At 65.1% G+C, this 13397-nt stretch carries 13 protein-coding genes and 1 tRNA gene; 2 read left to right on the forward strand and 12 right to left on the reverse strand.

Annotated elements, in window-relative coordinates; translation table 11 throughout:
* From AC56LV_RS18080 to AC56LV_RS18095, 4 genes are all read right to left on the reverse strand, one after another.
* Positions 1-1050, reverse strand: a complete 1050-nt coding sequence (locus AC56LV_RS18080) for a quinone-dependent dihydroorotate dehydrogenase (RefSeq protein WP_499559645.1) — start codon at positions 1048-1050, stop codon at positions 1-3.
* 114 nt (positions 1051-1164) lie between these two features.
* A complete protein-coding gene (locus AC56LV_RS18085) occupies positions 1165-1893 on the reverse strand; it encodes an arginyltransferase (protein ID WP_499559646.1) in 729 nt (242 codons plus the stop codon).
* 65 nt (positions 1894-1958) lie between these two features.
* A complete protein-coding gene (gene aat, locus AC56LV_RS18090) occupies positions 1959-2681 on the reverse strand; it encodes a leucyl/phenylalanyl-tRNA--protein transferase (protein ID WP_499559648.1) in 723 nt (240 codons plus the stop codon).
* Between the two features lies 1 nt (position 2682).
* A complete protein-coding gene (locus AC56LV_RS18095; protein ID WP_499559650.1) occupies positions 2683-3264 on the reverse strand; it encodes an NUDIX hydrolase in 582 nt (193 codons plus the stop codon).
* A 182-nt stretch (positions 3265-3446) separates the two neighbouring features.
* Between AC56LV_RS18095 and AC56LV_RS18100 the strand changes: the two genes are divergently transcribed.
* Positions 3447-3523, forward strand: a tRNA-Met gene (locus tag AC56LV_RS18100).
* A 176-nt stretch (positions 3524-3699) separates the two neighbouring features.
* The gene (locus AC56LV_RS18105) at positions 3700-4113 is read left to right on the forward strand and encodes a T6SS immunity protein Tdi1 domain-containing protein (RefSeq protein ID WP_499503506.1); all 414 of its coding nucleotides are present in this window, start codon (positions 3700-3702) and stop codon (positions 4111-4113) included.
* Here AC56LV_RS18105 and AC56LV_RS18110 read toward each other — a convergent pair.
* From AC56LV_RS18110 to ileS, 8 genes are all read right to left on the reverse strand, one after another.
* On the reverse strand, positions 4110-5036 hold the full coding sequence (locus AC56LV_RS18110) for a DNA-3-methyladenine glycosylase family protein (protein WP_499559652.1): 927 nt from the start codon (positions 5034-5036) through the stop codon (positions 4110-4112). The two genes, AC56LV_RS18105 and AC56LV_RS18110, sit on opposite strands and share 4 nt — an antisense overlap.
* Positions 5033-5953, reverse strand: coding sequence for a DMT family transporter (locus AC56LV_RS18115; RefSeq protein ID WP_499559654.1), 921 nt, complete (start codon positions 5951-5953; stop codon positions 5033-5035). Before AC56LV_RS18115 ends, AC56LV_RS18110 begins: the two co-directional genes overlap by 4 nt.
* A gap of 84 nt (positions 5954-6037) precedes the next feature.
* Complete coding sequence (locus tag AC56LV_RS18120) at positions 6038-7033, reverse strand: XdhC family protein (protein ID WP_499559656.1); 996 nt, start codon at positions 7031-7033, stop codon at positions 6038-6040.
* Positions 7034-7116: 83 nt separating this feature from the next.
* Positions 7117-8211, reverse strand: a complete 1095-nt coding sequence (locus AC56LV_RS18125; protein ID WP_499559658.1) for a M48 family metallopeptidase — start codon at positions 8209-8211, stop codon at positions 7117-7119.
* A gap of 21 nt (positions 8212-8232) precedes the next feature.
* Positions 8233-8682, reverse strand: a complete 450-nt coding sequence (gene dut, locus AC56LV_RS18130) for a dUTP diphosphatase (protein ID WP_499559660.1) — start codon at positions 8680-8682, stop codon at positions 8233-8235.
* A gap of 17 nt (positions 8683-8699) precedes the next feature.
* A complete protein-coding gene (gene coaBC / locus AC56LV_RS18135) occupies positions 8700-9920 on the reverse strand; it encodes a bifunctional phosphopantothenoylcysteine decarboxylase/phosphopantothenate--cysteine ligase CoaBC (protein ID WP_499559696.1) in 1221 nt (406 codons plus the stop codon).
* 19 nt (positions 9921-9939) lie between these two features.
* Positions 9940-10482, reverse strand: coding sequence for a signal peptidase II (lspA, locus tag AC56LV_RS18140; RefSeq protein ID WP_499559662.1), 543 nt, complete (start codon positions 10480-10482; stop codon positions 9940-9942).
* An 18-nt stretch (positions 10483-10500) separates the two neighbouring features.
* Entirely contained in the window at positions 10501-13386 is a 2886-nt protein-coding gene (gene ileS / locus AC56LV_RS18145) for an isoleucine--tRNA ligase (protein WP_499559664.1), read from the reverse strand.
* Between the last annotated feature and the right edge of the window lie 11 nt (positions 13387-13397).

The raw sequence follows: 13397 nt of genomic DNA on the forward strand, positions 1-13397 counted from the left end.
TTACTTTTTCTTTTGTTCGCGCAGCGCGTCCGCGCAATCGCGCACCAGGCCCGGCCCGGCGTAGATCAAGCCGCTGTACAACTGCACCAGCTTGGCGCCGGCCGCGATCTTTGCGCGCGCATCGGCGCCGCGCATGATGCCGCCCACGCCGATGATCGGGATGTCATCGCGCAGCTCGGTCTTGAGCGCCCGAATCACGATGTTGGACTGCTCGAACACGGGCGCACCCGACAGGCCGCCCGCTTGCTGCGCATGCTTCATGCCCTCGACATCGCGCCGGTTGAGCGTCGTGTTGGTGGCAATCACGCCGTCGATCTTGTGGCGCAGCAGGGCGCTGGCGATATCGCGGATCTGGTCGCCGTCGACATCCGGTGCGATCTTGAGCGTGAGCGGCACGTAGTGGCCGTGCTGGTCGGCCAGGCGCATCTGCTCCTGCTTGAGCTGCGAGAGCAGGCTGTCGAGTTCGGACGCGCCCTGCAACTGGCGCAGGTTCTGCGTGTTCGGCGACGAGATATTGACCGTCACGTAGCTGGCGTATGGGTAGACCTTGCGCAGGCACTCGAGATAGTCGTCGGCGGCGCGCTCGATCGGCGTATCGGCGTTCTTGCCGATGTTCAGCCCCAGCACGCCCTGTTTTTCCTGGAAAAAGCGCGACGCCTGCACATTGGCCACGAACGCGTCGACGCCGCCATTGTTGAACCCCATGCGATTGATGATGCCGCGCGCGCGCGGCAGCCGGAACATGCGCGGTTTCGGGTTGCCGGCCTGGCCACGCGGCGTGACGGTGCCGATTTCAATGGACCCGAAGCCCAGCGCCGCCAGGCCATCGATATACGCGCCATCCTTGTCCAGCCCGGCGGCCAGGCCGACAGGATTGGGAAACGTGATACCCATGACGGTGCGCGGATCGGGCCGTGGCTTCCGGAACGCGCCTGTCAGGCCAAGCGCTGCTGCGCGACGCAGCATGGGCAAGGTCAGGTTGTGCGCCGCTTCGGGATCGAGCGAGAACAATGCGGGACGAACGAGGGTATACAGGATTTTGTCTGGCATGGGGTACTCGGTTGACGTATCCCCGTCATTCTAACGTGCGGCGAGGGGACATACGTAACGAAGTATCAAGGCAATTGTTAGCGGTTGTGTCCGGGGACCCGGCACGCAACAGGTTCAGGCGTCCAGAACGCCCCATTGCCCGTCGACGCGCGCTTCGAGCGGCCTGAAGTTGATCTTGTAGGCCATCTTGGGGCTTTGCGCGATCCAGTAGCCCAGGTACACGTGCGACAGCCCGAGCTCGTGCGCCTGGTTCACCTGCCACAGGATGTTGTAGGTGCCATACGACGCGTTCTCGACATCCGGGTCAAAGAAGGTGTAGACCGACGACAGGCCGTCGGACAGCACGTCGATGATCGACACCATGCGCAAGGTCCCATCGGGCTCGCGAAATTCAACCAGGCGCGTGTTGACGCGGCTTTGCAGCAGGAACTGCGCATACTGGTCGCGGCTGTCCTGGTCCATCCCGCCGCCCACATGGCGCGTGGTCTGGTAGCGCAGGTAGAGTGCGTAGTGCTCGTCCGAGAACGCCAGGTTGGCGACCATCGCCACCAGGTTGCCATGGCGCTTCCAGGCGCGGCGCTGGGTGCGGTTGGGCGTGAAATCGGCGCACCGGACGCGGACCGGAATGCAGGCCTGGCAACCGTCGCAATACGGGCGGTAGGTGAAGATGCCGCTGCGCCGGAAGCCATTCTTGACCAGCTCGGAATACACATCGGCATTGATCAGGTGCGAGGGCGTCGCGACCTGCGAGCGCGCCTGGCGTGCGTCGAGATAGCTGCACGGGTAGGGCGCCGTGGTGTAGAACTGCAGCGTGGCAAAGGGCAGGTCGTGTAGGTGCGTCATGCAAGGAGCTCTCGGGACGACGTGGGGTTGCCGCCTATTCTAGCGAAAACCGCGCCGCGATTCCGTTAGCCAGGCAACGGTGACGCTACTCTCCATGACCCGATGCCCGGCCTGGCGGTCGCGCGGTGGACGTGCTCGAGAAAGCGGCTGCGCGGGATCGGCGCCGCGCCGAGCGACGCCAGGTGACCGGTTTCCTGCTGGCAATCGACCATCTCGACGCCATGGCGCTGCAGAAACGCCACCAGGTAGGCCAGCGCGACCTTGGATGCATCGGACACGCGCGCAAACATCGACTCGCCATAGAACATGCGGCCGATGCACACGCCATACGCGCCGCCCACCAGTTCGCCATTGAGCCAGACTTCGGCCGAGTGCGCGTAACCCAGCGCGTGCAGCCCCGTGTAGCCGGCGATGATCTCATCCGAAATCCAGGTGCCGGGCCCGTCGCGCCGCGGCGCCGCGCAGGCACGCATCACGGCGTCGAACGCGCTGTCGAAGCGCACGTCCCAGCGCCCGCCATCGAGACGGCTGCGCTCGATCTTGCGCAGCGTTTTCGCCAGGCTGTTACTGACCTTGAACTGGTCGGTATAGAGCACCATGCGCGGATCGGTGCTCCACCACAGGATCGGCTGGCCTTCGGAGAACCACGGGAAAATGCCGTTGCGGTAAGCCTGCAGCAGGCGCGCCGGCGACAGGTCGGCGCCGGCGGCAAGCAGGCCCGGCGCTTCAACCGTCAATGCCTTCGAGACGTCGGGGAACGGCGTGTCGATCTCGAGCCAGGGAATCATGTCAGTCCGGTTCGCGTGGGGCCATCATGGGGCGGTTCACGGCCACGCTGTGAAAGCCGAAGTCGCCACCCTCGCGCACTTTGATCCGGTCGGCAAAGAACAGTTCCAGCGTCGTGCGGATCGTGGGAAAAGCCAGGTCATCCCAGGGGATAGTAGCTTCGGTAAACAGTTGGACGTCGAGGCTTTCAATGCCTGCTGCATAGTCGAGGTCGCGCAGGCGTGCCAGGTAGAACAGGTGGACCTGATGCACATGGGCGACGTTGAGCAGCGAAAACAGCGGGCCAAGCTCGACATTGGCACCGGCTTCTTCTTCGGTTTCGCGCTGCGCCGCCTGTTCGGTGGTCTCTTCGTTTTCCATGAACCCGGCCGGCAGCGTCCAGTACCCGTAGCGTGGCTCGATCGCGCGCTTGCACAGCAGGATCTGGAGTTCGCCATCGCGTTCCCATACGGGAATCGAACCCACGACCAGCTTCGGGTTCTGGTAATGGATCGTGTTGCAGTGCGTGCACACGTAGCGCGGCCGGTTGTCGCCTTCGGGAATGGCCAGCACGACAGGGTGGGCGCACTCGGAGCAGAATTTCATGGTGAATAGGGCAGGTTGGTCGTGGCAATACTGTACACCGAATGCGGCGTCGGTAGGGGCAGGGGGCGCGTTCGCAGCGGGCGCTCCCGCGCTCGGCCGAGATATAAGTTTCTTCAATAAGCCATGCATTGAGGATCGGATTTGCTAAATGACGCACGGGGGCGTATAATTCATTTCACAGACGCGGGGTGGAGCAGTCTGGCAGCTCGTCGGGCTCATAACCCGAAGGTCACAGGTTCAAATCCTGTCCCCGCAACCAAGATTAGAGGCCGTTGATTCGAAAGAATCAGCGGCTTTTCGTTTTTCTGGTCTCGTCATTGAGGTTCTTGCTTGGCTGTAACGGCCTCGATCCAACGCAACGTCATGCGCCTCTGCTGCAATGCACGGCAGCTTGCCCGGTCCAACTTCCAACGGACGACAAGTCAGGGGCAAGTCATGATCGATGTAGACGACATCAACCAATCCTGGGGCTGGGTCGGCATGAGCGCGGTGGAAGTGCTCGGTGCCAATGCCTTCGGCAATCTCATCATCCGCGACGAGGACGACCGGTTCTGGTGCCTTCGCCCGCACGAACTCTGTTGCGAGCCGCTCGCCAGCAATCGCGCTGCGCTCGATGCGCTGTCGTACAACCAGGATTTTCTCAACGACTGGTACATGCCCGAGGCCGTATGCCTTGCCGAAGCCGCACTGGGGCCGCTCACCGACGGGCGCACCTACTGCCTTAAAATTCCCAGTGCGCTGGGCGGAAAGTATGGGTGCGATAACCTGGCCATCGCGCCGCTGGCGGCCTTGATCCGGTTTTCGGGCGAGGGGGCGCAGCAGTTCGATGGTTTGCCGCGCTGGAACTAAGCCTGCTCGTCTGCCGCTGGCGTGTCGGCCAGGCTCGCCCACAGGTAGGCCGCTGCCATCGTGCGATGGGGTGCGTAGCGTGCCAGCATGCGCTCGGCTTCCGCTACCGTTGGCCGGGCTGCGCTGCCCGAGAGCTTGTGCAGCGCGGCGCGCACCGCGACGTCGCCTTCCAGCGAGCAATCGGGATAGCCATAGCCGCGCAGCAGCACGTAATTGACGGTCCAGGGGCCGATGCCCTTGATCGCCAGCAGTTTTTCGCTGACATCGGTGCTTGCCGAGCCGGAAATATCCTCCACGCCAGCATGTCGCTCGAGCACCAGGCTGCCATCGACCACCATGCGCGCCACGCGCAGGATCGTCTCGGCCTTGGCGTTCGAGAATTTGCGGCCCGTGAGTTCACCGATGTCGAGCCGGGCCACATCTAGCGCCTCCGGATAGCACCACAAGCCTGACGAATGCGCGCGGCCCGCCAGTTGGGTCAGCGTGCGGCGCAGTGCGATGGCAAATGTCAGGTTGATTTGCTGGCCGATGATGGCCCAGGTCAGCGCCTCGAAGATTGTGGCCGACTGCACGATGCGCAGCCCCGGCTGGCGCGCCACGACAGGCCCCAGCCACGGGTCATTCCGCACGGCCGCGCCCAATGCAGCCGGGTCGATCCGTAAGCCCAGCACGTTCAGCAGCGCCTCGTGCGTCCGTGCTTGGACATCCGGCGTGACTGGCCCGTCAAACGTCACGCGGCAGTGCGCTGCGCCGTCCCCGAACCGGATGTCGAGCAGCGTCGGCACGCCACCGAGCAGCACGCCCTTGCGCAAGCCATCGGCGTCGACCTGCTCGGCCACGCGCTCGGGATCGCGGCCATGGAACGCCAGCACGTCGGCGACGCGGTAGCCGGGCGGCAGGGCAATCGCATGGGATGCGGTCATCGCAGCCCCGTTGGCGCTGGCACGCGCCGCCAGGCCGGCTTGAACCCGGTCACCAGCGCCGTGCCGAGCAGGACGATCGCCGAACCGGCGATCGTGTGCCAGCCGATCACCTCATGCAGGAACAGCGCGCCCCACAGGATGCCGAACACGGGGCTGAGGAACGTGACCGTCAGCGCCGACGTGGCGCCCACGTCTTCGATCAGCTTGAAATAGACGATGTAGGCGATGCCGCTGCAGACCACGCCCAGCGTCACCACCGCGGCCATGATGCCAGCGGTCGGCTCGCCCGGCGCCGGGAAGAACGCGACGAGCGGCAGCACCAGCAGGGCCGAGGCCCACATCGAGCCGTGCGCATTGGCGAACGGCGCCACGCCGCCTTTGCTGGCGGCGGCCGACTTCGTGTACTGGCTGGCGACGCTGTAGCTGAAGGCGGCGATCAGCGCCGCGGCCACGGCCAGGCCCGCGCCGGGCCGTTCGGCCACATGATCAAAGCCGACCAGCAGCGCGACGCCGGCGGTGCCCAGCAGCAGGCCGAGAGCGCTGCGGCGCGTGACGTGCTGGCGCGCCCACACGGCGCCGACGAGCGCGCCCCACATCGGCGCGGTGGCGTTGAGCACCGCCAGCACCGACGCCGACAGCGTGCGCGCCGCAAACGCGAACAGCAGGAAAGGCAGGGCAGAGTTGAACAGGCCGAGAATCAGGTAATGCTGCCAGTGGCGCCGCACGTTCAGCGGCGCGCCGCGACCGCGCAGATGCAGCACCCAGCTCACCAGCGCAAGAAACACGGCTGCCAGCGCGAGCCGGTATTCGATCAGCACGGCCGGACCGAGCACGGGCGCGGCGATGCGCATGAAGAGGAAGGAGCCGCCCCAGATGGCGGCCAGCGCAACGAGGCGCAGCATGTTCGCGGTGTTCATGAGGTCGAAAAAAATGGCCAGTTGTTAAGCTGACCATTGTGGCAGGGCCGGCAGCAATGTGCCAACCGCTTCTTGCCATCGATATCAGGCGGCGCTGGCGAGCGTCAGCGCGGCCGCATGCGGCATGAGTAACGTTTGCGGCACCGCGTTCTTCACGGCCGTCATTTCGGCCATGATCGACACCGCGATTTCGGCCGGGGTCTTGCTGCCGATGTACAGGCCGATCGGCCCATGCAGGCGTGCCAGTTCAACGTCCGTCAGGTCGAACAGCTTGAGGCGCTCGCGCCGCTTGGCGTTGTTGGCGCGCGAGCCGATCGCGCCGACGTAGAAGGCCTCGGACTTGAGCGCCTCCATCAGCGCCAGATCGTCCAGCTTCGGGTCGTGCGTGAGCGCCACGACGGCGCTGCGTGCATCGAGCCTGGCGTCGATCACCAGATCGTCGGGCATCGCATGCACCAGCGTCACGCCAGGAATGTGAAAGCCGCTGCGGTATTCCTCGCGCGGGTCGCACACGGTGACGCGGTAATCCATGCCGGCGGCGATCTGCGCCAGGAAGCGCGACAGCGGGCCGGCGCCGATGATGTACAGGCGCCAGCGCGGGCCGTGCAGCGTGTGCAGCACGCCATCCTCGACGCGCTGGATGGCCGTGGCCTGCGCCGTGGCGAGCGTGACGGCGCCGGTAGACAGCTGCACGCTGCGCTCGACCAGTTCACCCTCGCCGAGACGCGCGAGCAGCTCCTTGATGCCGCTGTCGACCGACAGTGGTTCGATGGCCAGCTCGATGGTGCCGCCGCAGGGCAGGCCGAAGCGGTGCGCTTCGTCGGCGCTGATGCCGTAGCTGATGATTTCGGGGAGGGTGATTTCGATGCCGTTGTCGCGCACGCGGGCGATCAGGTCGTCCTCGATGCAGCCGCCGGAGACCGAGCCGACCACCTGGCCGTCTGCACAGATGGCCAGCGTGGCGCCCACCGGGCGTGGGCTGGAACCCCAGGTCTTGATGACCGTGACCAGCTGGCAGCGCTGGCCGCCGTCAAGCCAGGCGGCGCAGGTTTTCAGTACGTCGAGGTCGATGCTGTCCATGGTGTTCGTGTCGCCGGGGCGGGTGAATAAGATGGACAATCATACAAAAAAAGCGCCGCACGTGTCGGCGCGCAGGCCAGACGTCAAGGCACCAGCGGTTTCTTTGCGCTTTGCTTGGCCTTGACTTCCGCCACGGCCTTGTCGATCGCCGCCATGCGCATCGGCGTGGCCGGGTGGTTGGCCGTGTAGCCATTCAGGACCTTGGCCGGGTAGGTCGCCGCCAGGCGCTTCCAGAATGCGGATGCACCCTCGTAGCGGTAGCCGGCGCGCGCCAGCAGGTAGACCGCGAGACGATCGGCCGCCACGTCGTCGGCCGCCGGCATCGCCCTGATGCCACCGCTGCCGATCAGCATCGAGGTATCCGGCGTGATGGCGGTGAGGTTGTCGATGATGCTGCCGATGGTGGCCGCATTGCGCTGCGTGGCCGCGTGGCCCAGCATATTGTGCGCCATCGTGCGCGCCACCACGTAGGCCAGTTCGTCGTCGTTCTGCGCAAAACCCAGCATGCCGCGCGTGACCATCACGCGGCTGCCGTCGGCGTACGCGTTGATGTTGTCGGCGTTGCCCAGTTCAATGGCAAAGGCGCAGGCGCGCGTGACAGGAATGGTCAGGTCGCGCGGCTTGCCACTGCGCTCGATCGACAGTGGCAGGCTGGCCTGCTTGGCCATGATCGGGCCGAACACGGCGCCGGCCTTGCTCAGGGCATTTGGCCCTACCGGAAGCGGCGTGCCGGCGGCGGCCAGCAGGCGGTCGCCCTGGCGCAGGCCAGCCTTGGCGGCGCCGCTGCCGTTCAATACATTCGTGACCTGCAGGTGCTCGTCCATGCCCAGTACCACCCACGCTGCCTCGTTGTACTGGCCCGGATATGTGTAGCGGTTCTTCGCGGTGAACCCCAGCAGGTTGCGCGCGTGCTTGGTGCACAGCGCGGCGTTGTCGATCAGGAGGGGGGCGGCGACGCGGTACAGGCGGTCATGTTGCGTTGCCATGCGCTGGAGCACCTCGGCGGCAGCGGCCATCTGCGGCGTGACCTCAGGCTTGCCCGACGCCTGTTCGACCGGCACGGCGCCCGGTTCGGTCGACGATTGCATTGGTCCCGGCGTGCTGCAGGCAGCGAGCAGCGCTGCCGTGGCGACGATCAATGCCGGGGAAGTGAATCGGTGCAGGCGCTGGATGCGCATCGGAGTGCTCCTCATGGTTTGTTATTGTTTGCCGGTGCTGCCGAAGCCACCGACGCCACGGTCGCTCGACGCGAAGTCCGTCACCACGTTGAAAGCCACTTGCAGTACCGGCACGATGATCAGCTGCGCGAGCCGATCCATTGGCTGCAGCACGAAGGCGGTGCTGCTGCGATTCCAGGTAGAGACCATCAGCTGGCCCTGGTAATCCGAGTCGATCAAGCCTACCAGATTGCCCAGGACGATGCCGCTCTTGTGGCCAAGGCCACTGCGCGGCAGGATCATCGCGGCGTAACCCGGATCGCCGATATGGACCGCGAGACCCGTCGGCACCAGCACGGTTTCTCCCGGCGCGATGGTCAATGGCGCATCGAGGCAGGCGCGCAGGTCCAGGCCTGCGCTGCCCGGCGTGCCGTAGGCCGGCAGCAGGTCCTGCATGCGCGGGTCGAGGATTTTGAGGTCGATATGTTTCATTGCAAATTCTTGGGTAATCAGGTGAGCAGGGAGCGTTGTTCGAGGCGCTTGCCGATCTCGGACACCAGTTGGCGCGCCAGCGTGAGCTTGTCGGCGCGCTCGAGCAGCACGTGGCCGTGTTCATCGAACAGGATGATCGTGTTGTCGTCCTGCCCAAAGGTCTGCGGCCCGATATTGCCGACCAGGAGCGGAATGCCCTTCTTTTCGCGCTTGGCTGCACCATAGACTTCAAGGTGCTCGGATTCGGCGGCAAAGCCCACGCAATACGGCCAGCCCGACAGCGACACGGTTGCCGCGACCGAGGCCAGGATGTCCGCGTTCTGTGCGAACTCCAGCGCCGGCGGGGCGCCATCAGGCGTCTTCTTGAGTTTCTGGTCGCTGGCATTCACCACACGCCAGTCGGCCACCGCAGCCACGCCGATGAACACGTGCTGGCCTGTGACGCCGGCCATCACGGCGTCGTGCATCTGCTGCGCAGTGAGCACGTCGATGCGGCGCACGCCATGCGGCGTGGGCAGCGACACCGGCCCGGAGACCAGCGTGACGTCGGCGCCGGCTTCCCGCGCGGCGCGCGCGATGGCGTAGCCCATCTTGCCGGACGACAGATTGGTGATGCCGCGTACGGGATCGATCGGTTCGAACGTCGGCCCGGCCGTGATCATCACGCGCCGGCCCGCCAGCACCTTGTGCTGGAACGAGGCAATCAGCTCGTCGACCAGTTCATCCGCTTCGAGCATGCGCCCCATGCCCGTCTCGCCACACGCTTGCGCGCCGCGTCCCGGGCCGAACAGGCAAATGCCGTCAGCGCGCAGTTGCGCCACATTGCGCTGCGTGGCCGGGTTGTCCCACATCTCGACGTTCATCGCCGGCGCCACGTGCAGCGGCACGTGACGGGGCCGCGCCACGCACAGCAGCGACAGCAGGTCGTCGGCCGCGCCGTGCACCAGCTTGCGGATGAAGTCGGCCGAGCAGGGCGCGATCAGGATCGCATCGGCATTGCGGGTCAGGTCGATGTGGGCCATGTTGTTGGCCATGCGCGCATCCCACTGGTCCAGGTAGACCGGGTTGCCCGACACGGCCTGCATGGTGACCGCACCGATGAAATGCGTCGCCGCCTCGGTCATCACCACCTGCACGCTGGCGCCGTGCTTGACCAGCGCGCGACACAGCTCGGCCGCCTTGTAGCAGGCGACACCACCAGTCAGGCCCAGGACGATGCGCTTGCCTTTCAGGTCCATGCTCATGGTTTCGTCCCGGTCACGACTTGCTCACGCGCCGGAATTCATCCAGCACGAACAGCACGGCGCCGACCGAGATGCCGATGTCGGCGATATTAAAGGCCGGGAAGTGGCCAATGCCGGTCCAGTAGAAATCGAGGAAGTCGATCACGTGGCCGTGCACGACACGGTCGATGCCGTTACCGACCGCGCCGGCCATGATCAGCGCGAGCGCGAAGCAGAACAGGCGCTGCGTCGCGTTCTTGCTCATCATGACCAGGCAGAACACCACGGCGCCAATGGCGATACCCAGGAACAGCCAGCGCTGCCAGCCGCTCGCGTCACCCAGGAAGCTGAACGCCGCACCCGGGTTGTACACCTTGATCAGGTTGAAAAAGCCCGTGATCGGCACCGTCTCGGCGTACGCGAAGGTGCGTTCGACGGTGAGCTTGGTCACCTGGTCGAGCAGGACGATGATCAGGGACAGTCCGATCCAGGGGAACATGCTGGCGCCGACGCTCTTGTTCGTGCTGCGCTTGATCAGGGTGGCGCCGGACGGCGCTGGTTTCTTTTTGGTTGCCATGGTGTCTGGACCCGGTACTTAGGCGAAGCGGCGCGCTTCGCCGGCGCCGAACAGGTTGCTCGTGCAGCGGCCGCACAGCGTTGGATGCGCAGGGTCGTGGCCGACGTCGCGGCGATAGTGCCAGCAGCGCTCGCACTTCTCGGCGTCGGACGGCACGACCGCCACGGCTTCCTCAGCCTCGCTTGCCACTTCCGTGACGCTCGCCTGCGACGTGATGAAGACGAACTTCAGGTCGTCATCCAGGCTGGCCAGTGCGCGGAACTTCTCGCCCGAGGCCTTGATTGCCAGTTCGGCCTGCAGCGACGAACCGATCGCGCCCGAGGTGCGCACTTCTTCCAGTTGCTTCGTCACGTCCAGGCGCACCTGGCGCAGCAAGGCGTACTTGGCCAGCAGTGCGTCGCCATCCGGCAGCTCAGGGAAGGTCCACAGCGTCTGCGTGAAGATGGTTTCATCGCTGGCGTTGAACGTTTCCTGGTCCGCAAACACGGCCCACGCTTCTTCGGCCGTAAACGACAGCACCGGCGACATCACGCGCAGCAGCGCATGCGCGATGTGCCACAGCGCGGTCTGGGCCGAGCGGCGTGCTGGCGAATCGATGCCGGTCGTGTACAGGCGGTCCTTCAGGATATCCAGGTAGAAGCCGCCCAGGTCTTCCGAGCAGTAGTTCTGCAGGCGCGAGACGACCGGGTGGAATTCGTAGCGCTCGAAGTGCGCCGCCACGTCCTTCTGCAACTGGGCCATCGAAGCGATCGCGTAGCGGTCGATTTCGAGCAGTTCGCCCATCGGCACCGCATGCTGGGCCGGGTTGAAGTCCGACGTATTGGCCAGCAGGAAGCGCAGCGTGTTGCGGATGCGGCGGTACGATTCGGTCACGCGCTTGAGGATCTCCTCGCCGATCGACAGCTCGCCCGTGTAATCGGTCGAGGCGACCCACAGGCGCAGGATGTCGGCGCCGAGCGTGTCGGAGATTTTCTGCGGCGCCATCGTGTTACCGAGCGACTTCGACATCTTCTTGCCATGCTCGTCGACCGTGAAGCCGTGCGTGAGCAGCGCCTTGTACGGCGGCTCGCCATTGAGCATCGACGATGTCAGCAGCGACGAGTGGAACCAGCCGCGGTGCTGGTCGGAGCCTTCCAGGTACAGGTCGGCCGGGAAGCCCAGCTGCTCCTTGTGCGAGCCGCGCAGCACGGTCTGGTGGGTCGCGCCCGAATCGAACCAGACGTCCAGCGTGTCTCGGTTCTTTTCGTAGATCGCGGCGTCGTCGCCCAGCAGCGTGACCGGGTCGAGCGTGTGCCAGGCGTCGATGCCGCCCGTTTCGAACAGCTTGGCCACTTGTTCCAGCAGTTCCGGCGTGCGCGGGTGCAGCGTGCCGGTCTCTTTGTGGATGAAGAAGGCCATCGGCACGCCCCACTGGCGCTGACGCGACAGGGTCCAGTCCGGGCGGTTCTCGATCATGCCGTGCAGGCGCGCCTGACCCCAGTCCGGGAAGAACTGGGTCTTGGCGATGCCGGCCAGCGCCGTCTGGCGCAGGGTCGGGCCGCCATCCTTTGGCGTGAGGTCCATGCCGGCGAACCACTGGCTGGTGGCGCGGTAGATGATCGGCGTCTTGTGGCGCCAGCAGTGCATGTAGCTGTGATCGAACATCTTGAGTTCGAACAGCGCGCCCGCTTCGGTCAGCGCCGCGCAGATTGGTTTGCTCGCTTCCCAGATCGTCAGGCCACCGAACAGTGGCAGCGTCGAGACGAAGCGGCCGTCGCCCATGACCGGCTTGAGGATGTCGTCGTCCTGCATGCCGTGCGCCTTGCACGACACGAAGTCTTCCAGGCCGTAGGCAGGCGCGGAGTGCACGACGCCCGTACCGCTGTCGACCGTCACGTAGTCGGCCAGGTACAAGGGCGACAAGCGGTCGTAGAACGCGTCCTGCGCATGCAGCGGGTGCTTGAATTGGATGCCGGCCAGCTTCTCGCCGACGGTGGTGGCGACGACCGTGCCTTCGAGCTTGTAGCGCGCCAGGCACGATTCGACCAGCTCGGAACCGAGGATCAGGAGCAGCGGCTTGCCATCACGTTCGGTCTGCACCAGCGAATACTGGACTTCCGGACCGGCGTTGAGCGCCTGGTTCGACGGGATGGTCCATGGGGTCGTGGTCCAGATGACGATAAAACCGTCGCCTGCGGGCAGTTTGTCCAGGCCGAAAGCAGCAGCGATTTTTTCGGGTTCGGCAAACGGGAAACCGACGTCGATCGCCGGGTCGCGCTTGTCCTGGTATTCGACTTCGGCTTCGGCCAGGGCCGAACCGCAATCGAAGCACCAGTTCACGGGCTTCAGGCCGCGGTAGACATACCCTTTTTCGAGCAGCGTGCCGAGCGCGCGCAGCTCATCGGCCTCATTGCTGTAGGCCATGGTCATGTACGGGTTGTCCCATTCGCCTAGTACGCCCAGGCGGATGAAGCCGGCGCGCTGGCGGTCGATCTGTTCGAGCGCGTAGGCGCGGGCCTTTTGCAGCACCTCGGCCGTTGGCAGGTTCTTGCCGTACAGTTTTTCGATCTGGATCTCGATCGGCATGCCGTGACAATCCCAGCCCGGCACATACGGTGCGTCGAAGCCGGCGATGGTGCGCGACTTCAGCACCATGTCTTTCAGGATCTTGTTGACGGCGTGGCCCAGGTGGATGTCGCCATTCGCATACGGCGGCCCGTCATGCAGGATGAAGGTCGGACGGCCCTTGGCTGCCTTGCGCACGCGCTCGTAGATTTTCTTGTCCTGCCATTGCTTGACCCAGCCCGGTTCGCGCTTGGCGAGGTCGCCGCGCATCGGGAACGGGGTATCGGTCATATTGACCGGGTATTTACTCTCGGGCTTTTTGCCGCCCTTGGCAGGGTTGTGCTGTTTGGTATCGGACATAAGGTTCTTTT

This window comes from Telluria sp. RB2R28 (genome assembly GCF_059685835.1).

Coding starts and splice junctions, on each gene's coding strand:
- AC56LV_RS18080 (WP_499559645.1), bottom strand. CDS start 1,050: ATGCCAGACAAAATCCTGTATACCCTCGTTCGTCCCGCATTGTTCTCG.
- AC56LV_RS18085 (WP_499559646.1), bottom strand. CDS start 1,893: ATGACGCACCTACACGACCTGCCCTTTGCCACGCTGCAGTTCTACACC.
- aat (WP_499559648.1), bottom strand. CDS start 2,681: ATGATTCCCTGGCTCGAGATCGACACGCCGTTCCCCGACGTCTCGAAG.
- AC56LV_RS18095 (WP_499559650.1), bottom strand. CDS start 3,264: ATGAAATTCTGCTCCGAGTGCGCCCACCCTGTCGTGCTGGCCATTCCC.
- AC56LV_RS18105 (WP_499503506.1), top strand. CDS start 3,700: ATGATCGATGTAGACGACATCAACCAATCCTGGGGCTGGGTCGGCATG.
- AC56LV_RS18110 (WP_499559652.1), bottom strand. CDS start 5,036: ATGACCGCATCCCATGCGATTGCCCTGCCGCCCGGCTACCGCGTCGCC.
- AC56LV_RS18115 (WP_499559654.1), bottom strand. CDS start 5,953: ATGAACACCGCGAACATGCTGCGCCTCGTTGCGCTGGCCGCCATCTGG.
- AC56LV_RS18120 (WP_499559656.1), bottom strand. CDS start 7,033: ATGGACAGCATCGACCTCGACGTACTGAAAACCTGCGCCGCCTGGCTT.
- AC56LV_RS18125 (WP_499559658.1), bottom strand. CDS start 8,211: ATGCGCATCCAGCGCCTGCACCGATTCACTTCCCCGGCATTGATCGTC.
- dut (WP_499559660.1), bottom strand. CDS start 8,682: ATGAAACATATCGACCTCAAAATCCTCGACCCGCGCATGCAGGACCTG.
- coaBC (WP_499559696.1), bottom strand. CDS start 9,920: ATGGACCTGAAAGGCAAGCGCATCGTCCTGGGCCTGACTGGTGGTGTC.
- lspA (WP_499559662.1), bottom strand. CDS start 10,482: ATGGCAACCAAAAAGAAACCAGCGCCGTCCGGCGCCACCCTGATCAAG.
- ileS (WP_499559664.1), bottom strand. CDS start 13,386: ATGTCCGATACCAAACAGCACAACCCTGCCAAGGGCGGCAAAAAGCCC.